Source organism: Paraferrimonas sp. SM1919, assembly GCF_010993985.1.
In the GTDB taxonomy this organism is placed as follows: Bacteria; Pseudomonadota; Gammaproteobacteria; order Enterobacterales; family Shewanellaceae; genus SM1919.
Genome location: NZ_WINH01000010.1, coordinates 13,785 through 29,264 on the forward strand (window position 1 = coordinate 13,785; position 15,480 = coordinate 29,264).

Sequence of the window (15,480 nt, forward strand, 5' to 3'; positions counted from 1 at the left end):
TTATAACCTCAATTCCCTAAGGCTAATACCTAATGTTAAGTCGGTTTTTAATTTGACTAGCAAGTAACTTATCTTGGCTTGCTGCTTACCTGCTGATAGTTTGTTTTGAAGCGCAGGGGCTAACTTATCGACATTTTGGTAGATACTTTTTAAATCAGGATAAGTGTTAAGTAAATCACTCGCCCCTTTCTTACCAATGCCTGTTACCCCTTTAATTTTATTCCCAGGGGAGCCTGCCAAGGCCCAATACTCCAGTAATTGATGTGGCTGTACTTTAAAATCAAAATTTATAGCTTCTATGCCGATGTTTTGCTGACTGAAATAATCCCATATTTTAATACCATCTGTAAGCAACTGATAAAAACCCTTATCAGTTGATATAATGGTTACCTTTAAATGTTGTTGATTTGCCTTGAGAGCCAAAGTTGCTATGGTGTCATCCGCCTCATAAGGGCACTCTAGATTAAAAATGCCAATATCTTTAATTGCCAATTTTATTTGAGGCAGGAGTTGTGCCAGGGATTCCGGCATAGGTTTTCGGTCTGCTTTATATTCAGCATACAGCTGTTTGCGCCATTGATCTTGATTGCCATCCCAGACCATCGCGATATATTCTGGATGAAATTTCGCGATCACTTTTTCTAAAGCAATGATGACTCGGTTGATCAGCTGTTGTGGTTGCTCGCTATCGATGACAGCTTCAATGCGTCTAATTAGGTTTAATGCATCAATAATGACCATTTGCTTACTGGCATTCATAAACGATTACTTTATCCCTACTGGTTCTTTTAGCTGCATATAAACAAGAATCTGCTTTTTCAAAAGTCTGTTCAGTTGCCTCCCCTCTTTTGAATTGAGCGGCGCCGATTGATATCGTAAGCTGGATTTGTTGTTCTTTAAATTTGAATGCAAGGTTTTTGATGGCAATACGTATATTTTCACATATCTGCGTGACTTGCTTAGCATCCACATTTTCCAAGATACCTACGAATTCTTCACCACCATAGCGAGCAATAAAAGACTCTTCTGGTATTGTGTTTTGTAAAGTTAATGCGACAACTTGTAAACATTTATCACCAGCATTATGGCCAAAATTATCATTGATGCTCTTGAATCTATCGATATCTGCAATGATAATCCAAGCGCTAATATCATGATTGACAACCTGGCTGTAGGTTGATTTAACTTTGTTTTCAAGGGCACTTCGATTCGGTATTTGCGTTAAACTATCTAGCTGATTAATTTTACTTTGTGTGACTAACATTGAACGAAAAGTTTGTGCTTCTGAGGTAATAAGCTTCAGCTTTTCCTTCATTTGGAAAAGGGAGAGGTTGAGTTTTCTATTTTCCTGTTTCTCTAATTCTGTCTTTGCTGATAGGTCTTTTTTCAATTGTTCAATGTTGTGCATGATCCTATCTTTTATCTCACTAGGCTCTAATCCTTCCTCAACAGAAAGGGTGAGAGATGCTAGCGTATGATTAACTCGCAAATCTAACTTTTCTTTTAAAAGGTTGGCCCCTTCGGCAGATTTAATTGACGAATGTAAAGCTTGAGCCATCCCTTCTAATGAGGAGTGTAAGATCCCTAAAAAAGCTTTAGCAGCGTTTTTTTCATACTCAAAAGTGGTGATAAGCAGTTTGATAACGCGTTTATAGAGATCGATTAACACCTTGATATCGAGTTTTTGATGCAATTTATTACAAATATCTTGAGCATCTTGTTGTAATTCAGCCCTCAAATCGAGAGCATTTAGACTGGCGACTAACTCTTTGGCTAACATTTGTACTTTAGGTTGCTGTGGTGCTGATGATGCTCCTTGGTTGGGGATGATTTTCATCGCAACTTCTAGTAGCTGTTGTAAGTAAATAGAGTACTCCCAGACACTTTGAATGGGTTTTTCTAATTGATTAGACAACTTCTCAATACGCAGGCCAATAGTTTGAGAATCAGGCGCTAGCAACGTCAATTGTTGCAAAATATTGTTAAGGGCACTATGGCTAATTTTTAATTGATTATTCCTTGCCACTAAGTGCTGATCAATTAGCTTATTTGCGTTTATTAGAGTATTGGTACTGTAGTTTTGGCTTTCAATTCGTTTTAGTTGTTTGTCTAGATCTAAGCTAAAGCCTTGGCACAGTTTCGATAACTTTGTCGTTAACTGATGATTAAGGCTTTGTTTATATTCAGATTGTTCAGAAATTCCTTGAGTCATGCCTCATCCTGCTCTAAATGTCCGTTAATAATATGTTATCTCACTTATGTTGAACAGAAAAGGGGCAATATTTGCACAAGCTATTTCGAGCAATGCTCAAGTTTGAATTAATTGAGCCTATGAGTGGACTTTTTAACGATCCCCTTACTAAGGTTGATTGCTAAATTGTCAAAAATAGGGTCAGTAAACATCACTGCAGAAGCGGAGTTTATCGCTTCTAAACCTATGGCTTCATGCTTTCTTATATGGCTTTGCATTGAAAGGTTACAAGCATACAAAGCAATCTGATACAGCTTGTTCGGGTTAAAGATAAAGTGTTCAAGTTTCAAAAATGGAAGATTAATCATACCCATTGAATAGTATTTGGGTAATTTTAGAGGAGCTAATAATTGTTGGATTTTTAAATGGGTAGCTTTAACGTTTAATTTTTGATTAAAGGTGATGACAAACAATCCTGGTCTAGCAAGGAAGCAATACGTTCCTTCTGCGCCATCGAGCGCATTGAAAATCAGCTGATGTTCTACATTAAGTTGCTCTAGGCCTGTTTGTATGTCCTGATTGAGTAATTCCTCTATACAAATGATTGCCAGAGTATGACTTGTTTGCAGGTTTAAATGGTTTTCTAAAGCATTTAATCCTGGAAGTTTGGTATATCTTTCTCTGATATTGTCATCGCTGATGCTTGCCAGTATACGCTTACCTTTAAAGTGTTTATACCTTTGCACTAAAGTGGTTAATGTTAATATGCATAAAATAATCGCTAAAAAAATACTGATTTTTGAGAGCTCTTCATACTCTGTTAATATTAGAGAGTTTTGTTGCTTTTGTTTCTCTAACTGCTTAGACAGACTTTCTAATAACACAATCTCTGCACCAGAATCTGACTTTTCGGAATTAGCAGAGAAATTTGCTGTTGAATTGTTTATCTCTTGTTGTATTAAAAAGGCATCTTGAAATAACTCTTGGTCTACGTATAACTGCAATAGTTGTTGGTTGATCTCCATTAACTCTTTATTTGCATCTAAAGTGTTAGCTAGATTCTTAGCGTTCTGTAAATATTGGGTTGTGGGCTTTAATAAACCCTGCTTATGGTTTATTTTTCCCAGTAAAAATGAGCTATGCAACTTATAATGATTGAGTTGGTGCTCATTAAAAAAATCATGAGCTAGGTTAGCATGCTTAATACTTTGCTTGATATTGCCAATTTTCAGATAGTTCTCAGCTAAATTGAAGTGTGAGATAGCTTGAGCGATTTGCTTTTGGTTTTTTCGATTTAGTTCAAGTTCTTCTAAGTACAAGTTTATAGCCTGGCTGTATTTACCTTCATAGTGATAGATTTGAGCCAGAGTTTGGTAAGAACTCGCTTGTTCAATGGGCAAGTTGAGCTGGTCGAAAATAGCTTTTGCTTGTAAGGCTTTATTACGAGCTTCTGAAAACAGTTCTAATTCAAGTAAGACTCTAGCTTGGAAGGTATAGACTTCTCCAAGTTGCCGTTTCGCATTAATTTTAACGAAGTTTGCCGATGCTTGGGCATAGTGTTCTAAGGCCTGACTATAGTTTTCGTTTTTGTGGTGGTAGCGTCCTAATTTAGATTGAATGCTGGCCCTAAAGAATGGATGATTAAGCTTTTCACTAAAGACTTCAGCATGGCGTAACAGCGGCAGTAGCTCTTTTTTTTCCTTTGTGGTCCAGCCTAAACTTGCTCTGAGGTGGTAGCCTTCGTAATAAATCCATTGATTGAGCTTTATATTGGAATTGAGTTTTAGTTCTAATAATCTTTGTAATTGCTCCCTAGCAATATTATATTGCGCCTGTTTTTTGCCTGCATAAACTGCCCTTGTTAGGGTTTCAAGGGCATTGCTTGTTGGCGTAGATAAGGAATGGGACTCAAGCCATCGTTTTAAATCGGCAGCTTGAGCTTCACTATTCTCGGCATAATTACCATATTGAGTGAGTAAATAATGATATAAGCGTAGTCGTTCGCTCGTTGCTGTCTGGTCAAGTCCTATAGCCGCCGCATGAGACTCTAAAGTAGGGGAGGAATCTGTAACTCGGTCAATTTGTAACTCTTGCTTTAACTTCTTAAATTGTTGTTCAGGATTAATCGCGAGTTTGGCAATTAAGTTAATTTCTTCAGCTTCAGAGGCGGCGACAGCACAAGTTATTTGGCTGCAAACAAATCCTAAAAAACATAATATTAGCGTTAAAAAACGAACCACAGGCAGTGACCCCAAAGAATCATATCGTTATACTTGTTGATTTATATTACAACTAAAAGGTAAGTTTTGTGAATTACTGGAGCATGAGTTTTTTAGGGGCGATAGTTTTATTGCCTAGTTTATCAACCGCAGAGGTTGTCTATAAGATAGATTTAACTAATGGTGAGCAGCATTTAGCTAAGGTGACGGCTGAATTTCCAGAGGTTGCAGGCTCAGTAGATTTCCATATCCCTAATTGGCGAACTGGTAAATACACTTTATTACCTACAGCAGATGGGATCAGACTATTAAACGCCACCGATAATGCTGGCAATGATATTAAACTCGCAAGAACCGCAAGAGGGAGCTGGCAAGCAAATTTAACGCAGCCAACAAAGGTAACGTTAACTTATCAATTGCACGCCGATGAATTAGGAGTGCGCTTACGGCACTTAGATGAAACCCATGCTTTTATTGATGCCTCAGGTGCGTTTATGTATACCCCAGAGCATAAAAATGATGCAGTTAAAGTTGAACTCAAGGTTCCATCAAACTGGCAAAGTTTCTCTGGCATGGCTAATGCAGGCAGTCAACATTCATTTAAAGCTGCTAATTATGATGTGTTAATCGATTCTCCAATCGAAACCGGCATCAATGAATCCTATCAGTGGCAACAGGATGGTCGTGACTATGAGATTGTTTTCTGGGGTGACGGAAACTACGATGTTGATAAGACCATTAGCGACATTAAAAAGTTACTACCAACCTCTAAAGCAATTTGGCAAGGTTACCCATATCAGCGCTATGTGTTTATGATTCATGCGACCCATGATGCCCGTGGTGCCACAGAACATCTTAACTCCACAATTATTCAGCGTTTGGGACACACCTTTAGAAAGCGCGAAGATTATGTCCAATTTATGGCAACCGTTAGTCATGAATTTATCCATACTTGGAATGTAAAAGCCTATCGCCCAGAGCCTATTGCTAACTATGATTATCAGAATGAGCAAATCACTGATCTACTTTGGTTATCTGAGGGTTCGACCAGCTATTTTGAAATGCCGTTGCTGTTGCGTGCAGGTGTGATCAGTTTTGATGAGTTTGCTAAAGACTTGAGTAAGAGAATCAATCAACATATGCAGACCCCTGGTCGTCATCAGCAAAGTATCAGTGAAGGCAGTGAGAATACTTGGATTGGTCGTTTTGGCCATTATGGCACTAATCATTCGGTAAATATTTACTCAGAGGGGTACTTGGCGTCTTTATTATTAGATTTCCAACTATTAAGCGACAGCAATCTTAAGGCCAGTTACCGTGATGTTCATGGTATGTTGTACAAAGATTATGCGTTGCCAAAACACTTCAATGCCGATGATATTCAAAACATTTTAGCCAAACTAACTGGCCGTTCGTATAAGCATTGGTGGCGACAAAACATTGAATCACCATTTGCGCTCAAGCCGCAGCAACTGCTTGCTAAAGCGGGTCTAAAATACGCTTACCCTAAGGGAGCTGAAAAGCTTGCGAACCTTGATATTACTCTAGCCAAAGGCTCGACCAAGCTGGACAAGGTGATGCGTGGTGGTATTGCTTGGAATGCAGGTTTTGTTAATAAGGACGAGCTCGTTGCGATTAATGGTCGCCAACTCACCGCTGCTAACTTTAATGATCGTCTGCAAGACTTTGCCCCTGGTGATAAAGTTGAAATAAGCTTCTTTAGACGCGGTTTATTAGAAACTAAAACCTTAGTATTAGGGGAGCGTTTTTCTAAACCGATGCAAATTACCGCAATGAATGAACCGACTCAAGCTCAGATGGATTTCTTTGAAGCTTGGCTTGGGGTGAAGCATCCAGCGTTAAAATGAAAAGCTAGAACCTTTGATAATAACAAGGGACCTTAATAGGTCCCTTTGTTTACTCTGAACTTTTATCTTGTCGAGTTAATCGACTTCGCCCAAAGCTTGGTTTAGAGCATTAGCTAATGAAGCAAGTTCGCCGACCATTAGCGCAAAGTCCGCATCTAGGCGCGCCATAGGGTCATCGTTGCCTAATAAATCATTTTCACCACGGATGAGGTCGGTAAACTTTAAGCGCTTGATGGAGCAATCATGGGCGAAGATGAAATCGCTTGACTCACCGAATGTCATGGCCAGTTTCTGTACCACTTTGCCTGCTTTAATATGAGCGGTTACTTCATCATCATCAAGCACTTGGTTTTTAAATTTCACCATAGCACCATCTTCAGAGAGACTCTTTAACTCAGCTTCTTCACCAATAGTAAATGGGCTAGGGGCGTAGCCCTGTTCAAGCCAAGAGGTCAACTGCACATCAACAGGTTCAACATAGTTAAGGGGCAGAATCGGCAGACTGCCTAATGCTTTACGTAATAGGGCTAATACTTCTTCGGCTTTATTGCTAGAGCTAGCGTCAACCATAATTAAGCCTGCTTCTGGCATAATTAATGCGCGGGTTTGGCTGCGCTTAGTGAAGGCCCTTGGTAATAACATTTGGGTGATGTCATCTTTTAGGGCATCTTTTTCTTGTTTGCGTAGTGGTCTGGCATCACGCTCTTCAATTTCAGCGACCTTTGTTTCGAGTTCTTCTTTGATCACCGCAGCGGGTAAGATTTTGTCTTCTTTAGTGACACAAATCAGATGATTATTATTGGCACTGTGAACCAATGAATGGCCAATTTTCCCCATGGCTTTGGTGAAACCAATTTTGCTTACATCTTGCGAACCACATGGGCTGAATTTAAACTCTTGTAGGGAATGTTCGAGGGAATCAGGATCGATTGCAACGGTTTCTTTGAAACGGTAAATAAGCAGGTTCTTAAACCACATGGGAAATGCTCTTGATAGGAAAATAAGGCCAACCAGTTTACTTGCCCGTATGCACTTCGTCTATCCCAAAATTTTCAAAAAACGTATAATGTATTTATCTTATTCGCCACTAAGTCACCACATGATTGATTTTAAAAATATAAATAAAACCCAATACCGTACCCAAGTTAAATACACTATTGCCGCATTCGTCGTAGCTCTAGCAGTATTGTCGATTGTTTTTGGACAATTATTTATTAGCCTATGGGGGGCTGAGTCGCCTTTGGCAGATGGCTCTACCGGTAACTTTAAATTTAATGTACTGGGAGTGGTGCTGGCCGCACTACTTTGCAGTGCAATATTCAATGGCCTTAAGGGCCAAGCACCATTAAAAGAGCTCTTTCAAGTGTGGTCATTAAAACAACTGCACAACAAGATTTACCGCAAGCACAAAAAGATTCAACAGGCAGCAGAGGGCGGAGATGAAAATGCATATATTATTTTGAGCTTTTATTTAGCTTCACAAAAAGCCGTGTATTTGCTTGATGACAATACCTTAACCTTGCCAGAGCAAGAGGCAAAAATAGTGGCGTTGCAGCAAAAAATAAAAGCCGCTGGATTTGAGATTAACCCAAGCGACTTTACAGAATCGATGTTAGATAAGTATTAATCTTCTTTGGCGTCAATTAATGCTTGCACATTGGCGCGCATCACATCATAGCTGACGTTACCAAAAATGGATTGGCGGTCTTCATTAAAAATCAGCGTTGGGCTGCCAGTAACCTTGGCATCGATTGCACTGAGGTTATCTTGCCATAATATAGAGTGTGCTTGACCATTATTGATAAGGGCTTGCATGGCCGCGCTGTCAATCGCTAAAGATTGTGCAATTTCCACTAAAACAGCTTGTTGGGCGATGTCTTTACCCTGGGCAAAAAAGGCTTGGCGTATCGCCCAGGCATAATCGTCTTGCTTGTCCTTTGCAATCAAACCAACCGCAGCAATGGCCAGATGTGCAGGAATGGAAGATTCTGGTTGGGTCTCACTCCAAAGCTTATCATTGCCTGCTACATGGGGGAATTTAGCTATCACCTGATTAACATGGTTACCGAAGTAAGCTAGGCCGCCTTTATCCGCAAATTTAGATTCAACTCGGTTCTTACCGTTGCCAAATAGATTCATGGTCTTATAGTTAATCTGAATTTTATCGCCAAATGCTTGCTTTAACTGGTCGATACGACGCTGGCCAGTATAGGCCCAGACGCATAACACGTCTGAGTAATAATCGATTTGGATCATGGCTTACAACTCAATGATCAGTGGCTGACAGTCAACCATAGCACCGGCATTAACCGCTACAATCCCATTTTGGTTGAACCACTGGGTGGCAGTCGTGGCACGAATTCCCTTGGCGCAATAAACCACGACACCTGCCGCTGGTACTTCTAGGGTATGTTGTTCAAGCACTTCGATAGGAAGATTAATCGCCCCTTTAATATGCCCCTGCGCAAACATGGCTGGTGGACGAGCATCAATTAAAAGTGCGCCATCTTTTAAGCGCTCAATGGCAACGTGAAGATCAATGTGACCAAGATCATGAAGTGGAGAATTCATCGCAATAACCTCAAATGCTAAATTAGTTGATCACTATTTTATATTAGAGAAATCTAATAATCAATTATTAAAGTTGCTTCAAGATGGCTTCTGCACTAGACACTTCAAACTGCATAGGTTGGTCAACGGCAATATGAACCACTTTGGCATCTTTGACAATAAGGGCAAATCGTTTCGAGCGTATACCGCCAAAATCTTTGGTGTCTACTGTTAAGCCTAAAGCCGAACAAAAACTACCATCACCATCGGCAAGCATGTGGATCTGATGCTGCCCTTGAGTCTCTCCCCAGGCTTTCATAACAAAGGCATCATTCACAGATAAGCAGCCGACGTAATCCACTCCTTTAGCTTGTAATTGTTTGTAAGCATCAATAAATCCAGGGAGGTGAGCATTAGAACAAGTTGGAGTAAAGGCACCAGGGACGGCAAATAATATGGCAACTTTGGCTTTCAATAATTCACTTAAATCGTGTTTTTGCATGCCTTCAGAGCTGAGCTCTGAAACTGGGATGTTAGGTAAGTATTGGCCCTGTTCGATCATAATAATTTCCTTTTTAAGTAGAATTTATATTAGATAGTACAAATCAATAAAGCACAATACAAAAAAGCAGCCCGTAGGCTGCTTTGATCAGTTTAGAACAGGTTAGAAATTAACCTGAACCATCAACTGTGGGGTGGTCTCGTTAATGTCTTTTTGGCCGTACTTGTTACGCCAGATATCCACTTCCATACCCACGTAATACTTGTTGCTAGTGCCCCAAAGATCACCAAGGTCTAACTTGATTTGTGGTTGAGTGTGGAATGTCGCTTCAACATCACCAAAGTTATTCTTGTGCGCTGTGGCGTAGTCAAAGAAACCATCGAAGGTCCACTTTGTGCTGGCTACAGAGAACGGGATAGACCATGCAGTAGTAAGCTGCATGTTGTTTTCAGTGCCAATGCCATTTTTATCTTGGATGCGGTAGTAAACGTTGGTATCGATGAATGTTGCCCAATCCACATTCCAGCGTACACCAACACCGGCAAGCAAGTTGTCGGTATTTACTGGGTTAGCGTTTTCCCATTGGGTCACTAGGTAAGCATCTTTAATTACTGCATTTTCTAATTTAGTGTTAAACAGATTCGACAGGCTAAAGTCTAAGCCAACCTCAGTGTAGGTTTGGTTACCAATAACGTTGTTGTTATCAATAAAACGATCCATGAAGAAGAAGCTTTTACCCCAGTTGTAAGCCCCTGCATGCTCTAGGGTGAATACGTCAGCTTTGGTTTCTGTACCAGCAGCAGGACCGAAAGCTTGCTTGTAACCATCACCATTAAGGTAGCTTAGCGCGACATTGCTCCAAAGAATTTCGGATTGAGCAGTAAAGCTAGTGGCGATTAGAGCGCTAGATATCGCGACAGATTTAACTAATTTCATGACTTCCCCTAGGAAAATAACTGATATTTTTTTATTAATGAACTTGGCACTTGGACACCGCTGTAATGGCCATGACCTAGTTTGTTAAGTTGCATAAATAATATATTCCTGTAGCTAACCTGTAAAGGCGATTGTGCTACTTTGTTGTTGTTTTTGTAGTTATTTATTTGTTAAATGTTGCCAAATAGTTGCTTTAAAAGGGGGCTCATGCACTGGCCCTTGAGGCCCTCTTGGGTCAAGTTCATGGCGTCGACAACAAAGGGGGGATAAGCGATAGCCTTTGGCGGTTAAAGTGCGAGTCGCTTTACCATCACGATACAGCACAGTATGTCGTACCCGTTCATTGGTGCTAGTAAGCATAATAAAATCTGGCTCCATATAGACACCGGTGGCGTCTGATAGCTGCTGGGCGTTGAAGGTTAAAATACCGGGACCACCAGACATACCGACATTTTTATAAGCACCAGGACCTAATTCATCAAATACTAATAGGCCATCTTGCATGGTAGCGACGAAGGTTTTAGCCGCCACATCTCGACCCCTAAAATGGACATTAGTGAGCTTCAAGGTGTGACCATCAAAATCGATATAAACCAGATTATCAAAAGGCGAGCTGCCGGGGGTGCCACTACCTGCGGCCGTATCATCAGTTAAAGGGCTGCCATCAAGGTGGTATAACTCAATTGAATCATGCCAAATTCCTCGCATCTGCATTAAGGTGTGGCCCACACTACCAACCGCAAAATTCATACCTTCACTCCGTTGATCTGAAAGTTATAACATTATATCTTATTGTTAACTAAGGCAATAACATAACCACTCAACTTGATTTAGGACAAAGCATGAAAACAATAGTGATTACAGGCAGTACACGAGGAATCGGTAGAGGTTTAGCGGAAGAGTTTTTAAAGCTCGGTTGTAACGTTGTGATTAGTGGGCGTTCTAGCGATACGGTGGCGGAGACGATCATGAACCTGGCCAAAAAGTATTCTCCTGAACAGGTACATGGCTGTGCCTGTGATATTAATAAGGTTACCGAAATCCAAGCAATGTGGGATCAGTCTAAAGCACGCTTTGGGCAGATAGATTACTGGATCAATAACGCAGGTATGAGTATTCCAAGAGCCCATTTAGTAGATAGCAAAAGCCCAGATTTAAAAAATATAGTGGCAACCAATCTCACAGGAGTGTTACTCAGCAATCAAATCGTTCTGAAGGGCATGCTCGAGCAAGATGCTGGGCAAATATGGAATATGGAAGGCTTTGGCAGTGATGGGGCTACCCAACCGGGGATGGTGGCTTATGGTGCGACCAAACGAGCTGTGAATTATCTTAATAGCGCTTTACAAAAGGAAGTAAAGGGCACCAATGTGATGGTTAATACCCTCAGTCCCGGCATTGTCGTTACAGAATTATTACTAGGTGACTATGATTTAACCTCTGCCGAATGGCAAAAGTCGAAGAAGATCTTCAATATTTTGGCGGACACAGTAGAGACAGTGGCACCTTTTTTAGCTAAAGGGGTGTTAGCGGCAACTAAGTCCGGCACCAAAGTCGCGTGGTTAACTAATTTCAAAGCTTTTAGGCGTTTTATGGGAGCCGCTTTTAATAAACGTGATTTATTCAAGGATTACGAAATCAACACCGAAGTCAGCAAAGTGTCATAAGCAAACTGAAACATAAAACATAGCCGAACTCATCTTGAGGGGAAGTAAGCAACATTGTGAAGCGGTTGCTTATTGGATTCCTATATGTTGGAATTAAGTTGTATACAATCATAAGGATGACGTGATGATAACTAAAAAATTAGCATTAGCAGTAGGGGCGGTCATTGCTCTAACTGCGTGTTCTGATAAGGCAAGTGAGACTAAATTGCAGTACCCCGTGACTAAGCAAGGCGAGGTCGTCGATAGCTATTTCGAGACCAAAGTTGCCGACCCTTACCGTTGGCTAGAAGACGACATGAGCGCCGAAACTGCTGCTTGGGTAGAGTCTCAAAACCAAGTGACCCAAGGTTATCTTGAGCAAATCCCTTACCGTGAGCAAATCGAACAGCGCTTAACAAAACTAATGGACTATAAAAAAGAAGGTATTCCATTTGTTGAGGGTGATTACCGCTATTACTACAAAAATGACGGCCTCCAGAATCAGTCGGTGCTTTATCGTCAAAGGGGCGATGAAGCAGAAGAGATCTTCTTAGATCCTAATAGCTTCAGTGAAGATGGCACCGTATCGCTGGCAGGCATTACTTTTTCAGAAGACGGTTCGTTAGCGGCCTATCAAATATCAGAGGGTGGCAGTGACTGGCGTAAAGTCTATGTGATTGACACTAACACCAAACAAAAGCTAGAAGCACCTTTGGTTGATGTTAAGTTTTCTAATATTTCTTGGCGTGGTAATACTGGCTTTTACTACTCAAGTTACGACAAGCCTAAAGGCAGTGAGTTATCGGCCAAAACAGACCAGCATAAACTTTACTTCCATAAGTTAGGGACTGAGCAAAACCAAGATGAGTTGGTATTTGGTGGCACGGATAGCGAAAAGCACCGCTATGTGGGTTCATCGGTCACCAAGGATGAAAAGTATCTGTTTATATATGCTTCAGTGTCGACCTCTGGCAACAAGCTATTTATTAAAGACTTAACCGATGCCAGCAAGGGGTTATACACCTTGGTGGGCGATACCAGTTCTGATACCGAATTAGTGACCTCTAAAGGTGAAGATTTTTATTTGTTGACCAACAAAGAAGCCCCTAATCAGCGTCTGGTTAAGGTCAACTTAAATGCCTTAGATACTTGGGTTGATATTATTGCCGAGCGTGAGCAGGTGCTTGATATCTCTAAGGCTGGTGATACTGTATTTGCTAAATACTTAATGGATGCAGCCACTAAAGTAGAGCAGTACGATCTTGCGGGTAACAAGGTACGTGATATTAGCTTACCCGCCATTGGCACGGCCTCTGGATTCTCAGGTAAAGAGTCACAGGCGCAGGTTTATTACAGTTTTAGTAACTACCATACCCCTAGCAGCATCTACAGCTATGACTTAGCCAGTGGTGAGTCTTCATTATACCGCCAATCCAATATCGAATTTGATGGTTCTAAGTATGAGTCTAAGCAGGTGTTTTATGCCTCAAAAGATGGCACCAAGGTACCGATGACCATTACCTATAAAAAAGGGATTGAACTTGATGGCGCTAACCCAACCCTACTTTATGGTTATGGCGGCTTTAATATTAGTCTTCGTCCTGGCTTTAGTACTACCCGTGCCCTATGGTTAGAGCTTGGCGGTGTATATGCGGTGGCTAACCTACGTGGTGGTGGTGAATACGGTAAAGCCTGGCACAAAGCGGGTACTCAAATGCAAAAACAAAATGTATTTGATGACTTTATTGCCGCGGCTGAATACTTAATTGAGAACAAATACACCTCATCGTCTAAATTAGCGATTCAAGGTGGTTCAAACGGTGGTCTGCTGGTGGGCGCTACCATGCTGCAACGTCCAGAGCTATTTAAGGTTGCCTTACCAGCGGTAGGGGTTCTGGATATGTTACGTTACCACACGTTTACTGCTGGGGCAGGTTGGGCTTACGATTACGGTACAGCCAATGACTCCCAAGAAATGTTTGATTACCTCAAAGGCTATTCGCCAGTACATAACGTTAAGGCGGGAGTAGATTACCCGGCAACCCTTATCACCACTGGCGACCATGATGATCGTGTGGTACCGGCGCATTCTTACAAGTTTGCTGCTGAGCTACAAAAACTGCATACGGGTAGTAATCCAACCCTTATTCGTATTGAAACCGATGCGGGTCACGGTGCAGGCACGCCAACCTCCAAAGTGATAGAGCAATATGCCGATATCTATGGCTTTGCGCTATACAATATGGGTGTTAAAAAGCTATAAACTACTGTTTAGTTATTAAATAAAAAGGAAGCCTAGGCTTCCTTTTTTGTTTATTGGGTTTACCAAAACTTTTGTCTATTACTAAAACGTGCCGCGACTTTTTTGTTAAGGGCTTGTTGCACCTTGGCAAAGTTTTTACCTATGGCAACGCGGACTTGGCTATAGGTTTCGTACGCCAATATTGTTCTTGGGGAAGCGTTCCAAAAGCGCGCATATATGGATTTGATACCGGCAATGGCATCGGGTGATTTTTGTTTAATTTGTTCGCAAAAGTCTAAGGCATCATCCATTGGCGTCGAAGAAACCTGGGTCACTAATCCTAAGGCTATGGCCTGCTCGGCAGAGATAGATTCTGAGGTCATGGTAAGTTTCATGGCGATATCTTTACTAAGATGCTCGCGCATCCCAAGCGTTCCTGCCATATCTGGCACTAACCCCATTTTTGATTCCATCACCGCTAATTTGGCATCATGATGGCAAAAACGGAAGTCGCAGCCTAATGCTATCTGCATACCTGCGCCCCAACAATAACCCTCAATCACCGCGATAACGGGCACAGCTATTTTTCGCCATAAACTAGACACTTGCTGGGCGCGATTGGCATTACCCGGGAGCCATTTAAAGAGTAGTTTGAACGCATACAGTGGGCTTGAGGTCATGGCTTTAAAGTCCAGTCCGGCGCTAAAGTTACCGCCGGCACCTGTGATGATCACGGCGCGAATGCTAGTGTCTGATTTTAGCTTTTTGGCTAAATACCTAAGCTCATTAAACATGGCCATATTTACCCCATTCATTTTGGCGGGGCGATTTAGGGTAACAACCGCGATTTGGTTCTCTATGGTCAGTGTGGTGGTGGTTAACTGCATATTACTTCCTGTATAGTTGACAAAAAAATAGACAATGTAATAACCTGCTTAAAGGTAAATTATTTGGGGGTAAAATGTTGAAAAGTAGAATTTCTAAATATGCTTACTTAGTTAAAGGTAAATCCCCGCTATTTCTGATCGGTTCGGTTTTAGCTTGGGCTTATCTTATTTATCTTATCGCCGCAGTAATACACTTGTTGCAGTAAAAGAAAAGCCACCATTGGGCGCCTTTTTTGGTTTTCTATTTAGGCGGCTATATCCGCCCTGTGATCAACCCAAACCTTAAACCCTGTCTTAATTTCATGCAGAGTCATACCCTGAACCATTAATCGCTGCGCGACTTCATGCAGACATAGGTACAAAATCCCATTTGCTTAAAAACTAAGCTAGCAGCTTTTGTATTGCCTATCAATAGCATAAGAGCGCCAGTGGCGCTCTT

Annotated in this window: 14 protein-coding genes; 4 read left to right on the forward strand and 10 right to left on the reverse strand. The window is 41.3% G+C overall.

What is annotated here, in order from left to right:
* From xni to GFB48_RS07605, 3 genes are all read right to left on the reverse strand, one after another.
* Entirely contained in the window at nucleotides 1-759 is a 759-nt protein-coding gene (gene xni, locus GFB48_RS07595) for a flap endonuclease Xni (protein ID WP_163933446.1), read from the reverse strand.
* Nucleotides 746-2,212, reverse strand: a complete 1,467-nt coding sequence (locus GFB48_RS07600; RefSeq protein ID WP_163933449.1) for a GGDEF domain-containing protein — start codon at nucleotides 2,210-2,212, stop codon at nucleotides 746-748. The genes xni and GFB48_RS07600 overlap by 14 nt, the downstream gene beginning before the upstream one ends.
* Nucleotides 2,213-2,319: 107 nt before the next feature.
* Nucleotides 2,320-4,431 (reverse strand): tetratricopeptide repeat protein, encoded by a 2,112-nt coding sequence (locus tag GFB48_RS07605; RefSeq protein ID WP_163933452.1) that lies wholly within the window; start codon nucleotides 4,429-4,431, stop codon nucleotides 2,320-2,322.
* Nucleotides 4,432-4,514: 83 nt separating this feature from the next.
* Here GFB48_RS07605 and GFB48_RS07610 point away from each other — a divergent pair, with 83 nt between their 5' ends.
* Entirely contained in the window at nucleotides 4,515-6,278 is a 1,764-nt protein-coding gene (locus GFB48_RS07610) for a M61 family metallopeptidase (RefSeq protein WP_163933728.1), read from the forward strand.
* A 75-nt stretch (nucleotides 6,279-6,353) separates the two neighbouring features.
* On the opposite strand, the gene rdgC is transcribed toward GFB48_RS07610, so the two are convergent.
* The gene (gene rdgC / locus GFB48_RS07615; RefSeq protein WP_163933455.1) at nucleotides 6,354-7,256 is read right to left on the reverse strand and encodes a recombination-associated protein RdgC; all 903 of its coding nucleotides are present in this window, start codon (nucleotides 7,254-7,256) and stop codon (nucleotides 6,354-6,356) included.
* Nucleotides 7,257-7,377: 121 nt separating this feature from the next.
* Here rdgC and GFB48_RS07620 point away from each other — a divergent pair, with 121 nt between their 5' ends.
* Complete coding sequence (locus GFB48_RS07620; protein ID WP_163933458.1) at nucleotides 7,378-7,905, forward strand: DUF3087 family protein; 528 nt, start codon at nucleotides 7,378-7,380, stop codon at nucleotides 7,903-7,905.
* Here the strand turns inward: GFB48_RS07620 and GFB48_RS07625 are convergent.
* The 5 genes from GFB48_RS07625 to GFB48_RS07645 form a co-directional block, all read right to left on the reverse strand.
* Entirely contained in the window at nucleotides 7,902-8,534 is a 633-nt protein-coding gene (locus GFB48_RS07625) for a DsbA family protein (protein WP_163933461.1), read from the reverse strand. The two genes, GFB48_RS07620 and GFB48_RS07625, sit on opposite strands and share 4 nt — an antisense overlap.
* Before the next feature lie 3 nt (nucleotides 8,535-8,537).
* Nucleotides 8,538-8,849 (reverse strand): rhodanese-like domain-containing protein, encoded by a 312-nt coding sequence (locus tag GFB48_RS07630; protein WP_163933464.1) that lies wholly within the window; start codon nucleotides 8,847-8,849, stop codon nucleotides 8,538-8,540.
* A 67-nt stretch (nucleotides 8,850-8,916) separates the two neighbouring features.
* Complete coding sequence (locus GFB48_RS07635; protein ID WP_163933467.1) at nucleotides 8,917-9,390, reverse strand: peroxiredoxin; 474 nt, start codon at nucleotides 9,388-9,390, stop codon at nucleotides 8,917-8,919.
* A 102-nt stretch (nucleotides 9,391-9,492) separates the two neighbouring features.
* On the reverse strand, nucleotides 9,493-10,266 hold the full coding sequence (locus GFB48_RS07640; protein ID WP_163933470.1) for a DUF5020 family protein: 774 nt from the start codon (nucleotides 10,264-10,266) through the stop codon (nucleotides 9,493-9,495).
* Nucleotides 10,267-10,425: 159 nt separating this feature from the next.
* Nucleotides 10,426-11,016, reverse strand: coding sequence for a hypothetical protein (locus GFB48_RS07645; protein WP_163933473.1), 591 nt, complete (start codon nucleotides 11,014-11,016; stop codon nucleotides 10,426-10,428).
* A 92-nt stretch (nucleotides 11,017-11,108) separates the two neighbouring features.
* Here GFB48_RS07645 and GFB48_RS07650 point away from each other — a divergent pair, with 92 nt between their 5' ends.
* Nucleotides 11,109-11,933, forward strand: coding sequence for an SDR family oxidoreductase (locus GFB48_RS07650; RefSeq protein ID WP_163933474.1), 825 nt, complete (start codon nucleotides 11,109-11,111; stop codon nucleotides 11,931-11,933).
* A gap of 124 nt (nucleotides 11,934-12,057) precedes the next feature.
* A complete protein-coding gene (locus tag GFB48_RS07655; protein WP_163933477.1) occupies nucleotides 12,058-14,175 on the forward strand; it encodes a prolyl oligopeptidase family protein in 2,118 nt (705 codons plus the stop codon).
* A gap of 59 nt (nucleotides 14,176-14,234) precedes the next feature.
* On the opposite strand, the gene GFB48_RS07660 is transcribed toward GFB48_RS07655, so the two are convergent.
* Nucleotides 14,235-15,041 (reverse strand): crotonase/enoyl-CoA hydratase family protein, encoded by an 807-nt coding sequence (locus GFB48_RS07660; RefSeq protein ID WP_163933481.1) that lies wholly within the window; start codon nucleotides 15,039-15,041, stop codon nucleotides 14,235-14,237.
* Nucleotides 15,042-15,480 lie beyond the last annotated feature (439 nt).

Excerpts from the sequence above, each read along its gene's own strand:
- GFB48_RS07625 (WP_163933461.1), bottom strand. The coding sequence starts at position 8,534 with ATGATCCAAATCGATTATTACTCAGACGTGTTATGCGTCTGGGCCTAT.
- GFB48_RS07655 (WP_163933477.1), top strand. The coding sequence starts at position 12,058 with ATGATAACTAAAAAATTAGCATTAGCAGTAGGGGCGGTCATTGCTCTA.
- GFB48_RS07660 (WP_163933481.1), bottom strand. The coding sequence starts at position 15,041 with ATGCAGTTAACCACCACCACACTGACCATAGAGAACCAAATCGCGGTT.
- GFB48_RS07640 (WP_163933470.1), bottom strand. The coding sequence starts at position 10,266 with ATGAAATTAGTTAAATCTGTCGCGATATCTAGCGCTCTAATCGCCACT.
- GFB48_RS07620 (WP_163933458.1), top strand. The coding sequence starts at position 7,378 with ATGATTGATTTTAAAAATATAAATAAAACCCAATACCGTACCCAAGTT.
- GFB48_RS07635 (WP_163933467.1), bottom strand. The coding sequence starts at position 9,390 with ATGATCGAACAGGGCCAATACTTACCTAACATCCCAGTTTCAGAGCTC.
- rdgC (WP_163933455.1), bottom strand. The coding sequence starts at position 7,256 with ATGTGGTTTAAGAACCTGCTTATTTACCGTTTCAAAGAAACCGTTGCA.
- GFB48_RS07650 (WP_163933474.1), top strand. The coding sequence starts at position 11,109 with ATGAAAACAATAGTGATTACAGGCAGTACACGAGGAATCGGTAGAGGT.
- xni (WP_163933446.1), bottom strand. The coding sequence starts at position 759 with ATGAATGCCAGTAAGCAAATGGTCATTATTGATGCATTAAACCTAATT.
- GFB48_RS07600 (WP_163933449.1), bottom strand. The coding sequence starts at position 2,212 with ATGACTCAAGGAATTTCTGAACAATCTGAATATAAACAAAGCCTTAAT.
- GFB48_RS07645 (WP_163933473.1), bottom strand. The coding sequence starts at position 11,016 with ATGAATTTTGCGGTTGGTAGTGTGGGCCACACCTTAATGCAGATGCGA.
- GFB48_RS07630 (WP_163933464.1), bottom strand. The coding sequence starts at position 8,849 with ATGAATTCTCCACTTCATGATCTTGGTCACATTGATCTTCACGTTGCC.
- GFB48_RS07610 (WP_163933728.1), top strand. The coding sequence starts at position 4,515 with ATGAGTTTTTTAGGGGCGATAGTTTTATTGCCTAGTTTATCAACCGCA.